The following is a 5,974-nucleotide window of genomic DNA, read 5'->3' as shown; positions in this document are numbered from 1 at the left end:
GGCCCCGGGGGGGGGGGGGGCGGGGGCTGGCGCCCCCCCGCCACCACCAGCTGTGCCAGCTCCCGGTGCACGATGTCGCTGTGCGCGCCCGACGGCGGCCCGCCCCGTCTGACCACCTTGGCCGCGTCGACGTTGACGCACCCCGAGGCGGGCAGCTTCGCCTTGAGCGCGGTGGCGAGCTCGATCGCCCGCGTGCCCGGCACGGCCTGCACGCCGTCGTACCCCATCGCCCCCCACTTGGCACCGAGGCCTCGGGCGATGGCCAGTTCGGCGGCGGCTCCCTGGGCGTCGCCCGCCATCCGGGAGGCCAGTGGGTAGATCGACCCGAGGGCCGAGTCGTGACGGGAGTGGCAGCACACCAGAGGGCCGTCGATCCGCAGGTGCTGTCCCTGCAGGACGCCTCCCGCGCGCGGGTCGTGCGGCAGCCGGGCCGCGAACGCGTAGTGGGAGAAGGCCCCTTGGAGCAGCGTCGCCGACTTCACGGTGCGCACGCCCTCCGGCAGTCCGCGCAGCGCGAACGACACCAGCCGCGCGCCGAAGCTGTGCCCCACGAGGTGCACCCGCACCTGCGGCGCCTTCGCCGCCAACTGGCCGACCACCCGCCCCAGTCCGCGCTCACCGACGGTTCCCGCGCGCCGCTTCATGGCGTAATAGGTCGCCTGCCGCAGCAGCTCGTGCGCGCCGTCCCACGGGTCGGGCAGCGAGAACGGCGCGACCTCGCCGGGGGATTCGAGCGCCGCCAGCGCCCGCGCGAACTCCTCGCAGATCTCCGCGGTGGACCCCGAGAACATCAGGAGTTCGCTCTGCGGCACCCCCTCCGCCAGCGTGTCCGCGGCGAACAGCGCCTGCGGCCCCGGCGGCACCACGTCCACCAGCAGGCGTACCAGCCGCCCGAACTCCTCCAGTTCGGTCTCGGCACGAGGCTGCTGGTCCAGCATCCGCGCGATCTGGTCGATCACGGTCGCCCGCCCGGGGAAGGTCTCCAGCAGCGCGTGCCGGGTGTCCTTGTCGAGCGCGGGCCGCGGCGGCATCTCGGCGGCCACGGCCCGCGGGAAGTCGGGGATCGGCTCGTCCGAGAACCGCATCGACGGCCAGACGACACCGACGAACCCGAGTCCGGCCGCCGGGGCGAGCGCCGGCATCGGCGCGAAGAAACGGCTGTAGAGCCGGGTCGCCCCCGAACGGTCGCTGTTCCAGCCGTGCGCGAAGACCACGAGGTGCCGCACGCCGTGCTCGGCGACCCCGGCGAACAGCCGGTCCCGCTTCCCGCCGTCCGTGTCCCCGTCCGCGTCGAAGGTGAGCTCCCAGTACGGACTCACGCTCATTTCCGGCTCTGCCATGCCAGGCCCCCTCGTCCCCCGGAGTGGTGCGATGTGCGCGCATCGTCCTGCTGCCGGTCGGAGTTGGCCATACGTCATGACTCATCCGGGTGAACCATCGGCTCAGCGGTAGACGAGGTACTCCCGCCGCACCCTCCGGAAGGCGGCCAGCTCCTCTTCCCAGCCCGCCACCACCTCGTCGGTACCGGCCCCCGCGTCGATCATCGTGCGCACCAGCGTGGAGCCCGTGAGCTTGTCGATCCAGTTGTCCGGGCGCCAGGCGAAGCCGCTCCACACCTGCTTGGCGGTCACCAGGAGCGCGATCCCGGTGCGTACCGGGTCGTAGGCGTCCCGGTCGTGGACATGGAGCTGCACGCCCCCGATCGTCTTCCCCTGGAACTTGGAGAAGGTGGGCGCGAAGTACGCCTCCCTGAAGTGCACGCCGGGCAGCCCGAGTCCGTTCGCCGCCGCGGCCCACCGCCCGTCGACGCCCTCCGCGCCGAGCAGTTCGAAGGGGCGGGTCGTCCCGCGCCCCTCCGACAGGTTCGTCCCCTCGAAGAGACACGTTCCCGAGTACACCAGGGCGGTCTCCGGCGTCGGCATGTTCGGGCTCGGCGGCACCCAGGGCAGACCCGAGTCGTCGTACCAGGCGGACCGCTTCCACCCGCTCATGAGTACGGCGTCCAGCTCCACCGGTTTCGCCAGGAACTCCCCGTTGAACAGCCGCGCCAGCTCCACGACCGTCATCCCGTGCGCCTGCGAGATCGGCTGCCGCCCGACGAAGGTCGCGAACTCCTTGTGCAGGACGGGGCCCAGCGCCGCCCGCCCGGTGACGGGGTTGGGCCGGTCGAGGACCACGAACCGCTTGCCCGCGAGCTGGGCGGCCTCCATGCAGTCGTACAGCGTCCAGATGTACGTGTAGAAGCGCGCGCCCGCGTCCTGGATGTCGAAGACGACGGTGTCCACGCCGGACGCGGTGAAGATGTCGGCGAGCGGCCGGCCGCTCTTCAGGTAGGTGTCGTAGACGGGCAGGCCGGTCGCCGGGTCGTCGTAGCGCCCCTCGGAGCCGCCCGCCTGCGCGGTCCCGCGGAAGCCGTGCTCGGGGCCGAAGACGGCGACCAGGTCCACGCGGTCGTCGGCGTGCATGACGTCCACGATGTGGCGTACGTCCCTGGTGACGCCGGTGGGGTTGGTGACGATGCCGGTGCGCCGGCCGCTGAGCTGGGCGTAGCCGTCTGCCGCGAGGCGCTCGAAGCCGGTTTGCCTTCGGCGGGTGGCCGCGGAAGCGGGGGACGCCGCGGGGAGTGCGGCTGCAGCCGTCGTTGCGGCGAGGAACGTTCGTCTGGGTAGCTGCATGTGACCTCCTTGAACGTGGACGTCGGCATGGGCACGGTATGTGCTCCCGCGGTGGTGTGGAAGCTGCGGGTTCGTTGTGGCTAGTCGCGCGATACCCCGCGCCCCTGGGGCGTTGCCGTCACCCTTCCTTGTGACATACCGACCGGTTAGTCTGGTCGTTGCGGGGCAGAGCCGAGTCTTGTCGTGTCGAAGGAGACCGATGGTGGAAACGCAGGATCTGGGAGTGGTCGTCACCGGAGCGGGAGGCGGCATCGGAGCCGCGCTGGCCCGCCGCTTCGCCGCCGAGGGGGCCCGGGTCGTCGTCAACGACCTGGACGCCGACCGGGCGAAGGACGTCGCCGAGGAGATCGGCGGCATCGCCGTCGCGGGCGACGCCTCGGCGATCGTCACCGAGGCCCGGGAGGCGCTCGGCGGCACCGTCGACGTCTACTGCGCCAACGCGGGCGTCGCCTTCGAGGGCGGGGAGAGCGGCGAGGCGTTCGACGAGCGGCCCTGGGCGCTGTCCTGGGACGTGAACGTCATGGCGCACGTCCGCGCGGCCCACGAACTGCTCCCGGCCTGGCTGGAGCGCGGCAGCGGCCGTTTCGTCTCCACCGTGTCCGCCGCCGGACTGCTCACCATGATCGGCGCAGCGCCCTACAGCGTCACCAAGCACGGCGCGTACGCCTTCGCCGAGTGGCTGTCGCTGACCTACCGCCACCGAGGCGTGAAGGTGCACGCGATCTGTCCGCAGGGCGTACGCACCGACATGCTGGAGGCCACCGGCAGCGCGGGCGACCTGGTGCTCCAGCCGACCGCGATCGCCCCGGCGGAGGTGGCGGACGCCCTCTTCAAGGGCATCGAGGAGGACCGTTTCCTGATCCTGCCGCACCCCGAGGTCGCCGGGTACTACCAGGCCAGGGCCGCCGAGCCGGACCGCTGGCTGACGAACATGAACCACCTCCAGCGCAAGTGGGAGGCCGCCCGGTGACCGACTCCCGTTACGCGGCCAAGCCCTGGCTCGGCCTGCTCGACGACGCCCAGCGCGCGCCCATAGAGCCGGCCGACTCCCTCGTCCACGCCCTGCGCAAGGCGGTTGCACAGACCCCCGACCGCACCTTCCTCACCTACTTCGACGGCCGCCTGACCTACCGCGAGGCCGACGAGCTGAGCGACTCCGTGGCCGGGCACCTGGCCGCCCGCGGCCTGGAGCGCGGCGAGCGGGTGGCGATCCTGCTGCAGAACTCCCCGCACTTCGTGCTCGCCCTGCTCGGCGCCTGGAAGGCGGGCGCGACCGTCGTGCCCGTGAACCCCATGTACAAGTCGGGGGAGGTCGGGCACGTCCTGCGGGACGGCGAGGTGGCCGCGCTGGTCTGCACGGACCGCGCGTGGGAGTCGTATCTGCGGGACACGGCCGCCGACGCGCCCCCGCGGATCGTGCTGACCGCCTGCGAGCTGGACTTCCAGACCCGCCAGGACACCCGCGTGCTGACCTTCGAACGGCTTCCGCGGGCCGCGGACGCCGACGACCTGACGGCCGTCGCCCGGGCCGGTCACAAGGCGCCGGAGGGCCGCGACCCGGCCCCCGCCGACATCGCACTGATCAGCTACACCTCGGGCACCAGCGGCACCCCCAAGGGCGCCACCAACACGCACGGCAACATCATGTACAACGCCGAGCGGCAGCGGACCGGCCTGAACCTTCCCGAGGCGCCCGTCTACTTCGCGATGGCGCCGCTGTTCCACATCACCGGCATGGTCTGCCAGCTGGGCGCCTGTCTGAACAGCGCGGGCACCCTCGTCCTGGCGTACCGCTTCGAGGCGGGCGTCGTCCTGGACGCGTTCGCCGAGCACCGGCCGCACTACACGGTCGGCCCGTCGACCGCCTTCATGGCGCTGGCGGCCCACCCGTCCGTCACCCCCGACCACTTCTCCTCCCTCGTCAACATCTCCTCCGGCGGGGCCCCGCTACCGCCCGCCCTGGTGGAGAAGTTCCGGGCCGGCTTCGGGCCGTACATCCGCAACGGCTACGGGCTCACCGAGTGCACCGCGCCCTGCGCCTCCGTACCGCCGGCCCTGGAGGCGCCCGTCGACCCGGTCTCCGGAACCCTGGCCGTGGGCGCGCCCGGCCCCGACACGGTCGTACGGATCGTCGACGACCAGGGCGCCGAGGTGCCCTTCGGGGAGCAGGGCGAGATCCTCGTACGCGGGCCGCAGGTCGTCCCCGGCTACTGGCGGCGCCCCGACGCCACCGCCGCGACCTTCCCGGACGGGGAGCTGCGCACCGGGGACATCGGTTTCATGGACGAGCAGGGCTGGCTGTACGTCGTCGACCGCAAGAAGGACATGATCAACGCGTCCGGCTTCAAGGTGTGGCCGCGCGAGGTCGAGGACGTCCTCTACACCCACCCGGCGGTGCGCGAGGCGGCCGTCGTCGGGGTGCCCGACGGGTACCGGGGGGAGACCGTCAAGGCGTACATCAGCCTGCGTGCGGGTTCCGACGCGGACCCGGATACGCTCGCCGCGTACTGCAAGGACAGACTGGCCGCCTACAAGTACCCGCGTCAGGTGGAGATCCTGCCCGACCTGCCCAAGACGGCGAGTGGGAAGATCCTCCGGCGGGAACTGCGTTCCCGCACGCACGACTAGAAGCAGCAACAGAAGAATGCCTCGGAAGGCAGGTGGCGGCAGTGCCCAGGACTACGGACGGTGACGGGACCCCCGTGCCGCAGCGGCTCCTCGCCGCCGCCACCCGGCTCTTCGCCGAGCGGGGCTACGACCGCACCTCGGTGCAGGAGATCGTCGAGGCGGCGGGCGTCACCAAGGGGGCGCTCTACCACTACTTCGGCTCCAAGGACGACCTCCTGCACGAGGTGTACGCGCGCGTGCTGCGCGTCCAGCAGGAAAGACTCGACGCGTTCGCGAACGCCGACGAGCCGATCGAGAAGCGCCTCAGGGGGGCGGCGGCCGACGTGGTCGTCACCACCATCGACAACCTCGACGACGCGTCGATCTTCTTCCGCTCGATGCACCACCTCAGCCCCGAGAAGCACAAGCAGGTGCGCGCCGAACGCCGGCGCTACCACGAACGCTTCCGGGCGCTCGTCGAGGAGGGCCAGCAGACCGGCGTCTTCTCCAAGGCGACCCCCGCGGACCTGGTCGTGGACTACCACTTCGGCTCCGTCCACCACCTGTCCACCTGGTACCGCCCCGACGGCCCGCTCAGCCCCCAGGAGGTCGCCGACCACCTCGCGGACCTCCTGCTGCGGGCACTGCGGCCCTAGCACGCGCGCGTGAGGGGCGGCTGCCACCGGCAGCCG

Annotated in this window: 5 protein-coding genes; 3 read left to right on the top strand and 2 right to left on the bottom strand. The window is 72.0% G+C overall.

The genetic code is table 11. From position 1 onward, the window contains the following. Together ACWBNA_RS33615 and ACWBNA_RS33610 are read right to left on the bottom strand one after the other, a co-directional pair. Positions 1-1,340: serine-threonine protein kinase (locus tag ACWBNA_RS33615; RefSeq protein WP_482708288.1), on the bottom strand; the 1,340-nt coding region annotated here is incomplete at its 3' end. Between the two features lie 102 nt (positions 1,341-1,442). Continuing rightward, entirely contained in the window at positions 1,443-2,675 is a 1,233-nt protein-coding gene (locus ACWBNA_RS33610; RefSeq protein ID WP_482708287.1) for an exo-beta-N-acetylmuramidase NamZ family protein, read from the bottom strand. 199 nt (positions 2,676-2,874) lie between these two features. Between ACWBNA_RS33610 and ACWBNA_RS33605 the strand changes: the two genes are divergently transcribed. From ACWBNA_RS33605 to ACWBNA_RS33595, 3 genes are read left to right on the top strand one after another with little or no spacing between them, the layout of a single operon-like run. Next, the gene (locus ACWBNA_RS33605; protein WP_482708286.1) at positions 2,875-3,645 is read left to right on the top strand and encodes an SDR family oxidoreductase; all 771 of its coding nucleotides are present in this window, start codon (positions 2,875-2,877) and stop codon (positions 3,643-3,645) included. Next, positions 3,642-5,303: a class I adenylate-forming enzyme family protein gene (locus ACWBNA_RS33600; RefSeq protein ID WP_482708285.1), complete on the top strand. Its 1,662-nt coding sequence runs from the start codon at positions 3,642-3,644 to the stop codon at positions 5,301-5,303. Before ACWBNA_RS33605 ends, ACWBNA_RS33600 begins: the two co-directional genes overlap by 4 nt. A 41-nt stretch (positions 5,304-5,344) precedes the next feature. Further along, on the top strand, positions 5,345-5,938 hold the full coding sequence (locus tag ACWBNA_RS33595; protein WP_482708284.1) for a TetR/AcrR family transcriptional regulator: 594 nt from the start codon (positions 5,345-5,347) through the stop codon (positions 5,936-5,938). The last annotated feature ends 36 nt before the right edge of the window (positions 5,939-5,974 follow it).

Source organism: Streptomyces sp. Q2, from assembly GCF_056820935.1.
This window is presented reverse-complemented; position numbering and strand designations above follow the sequence as displayed.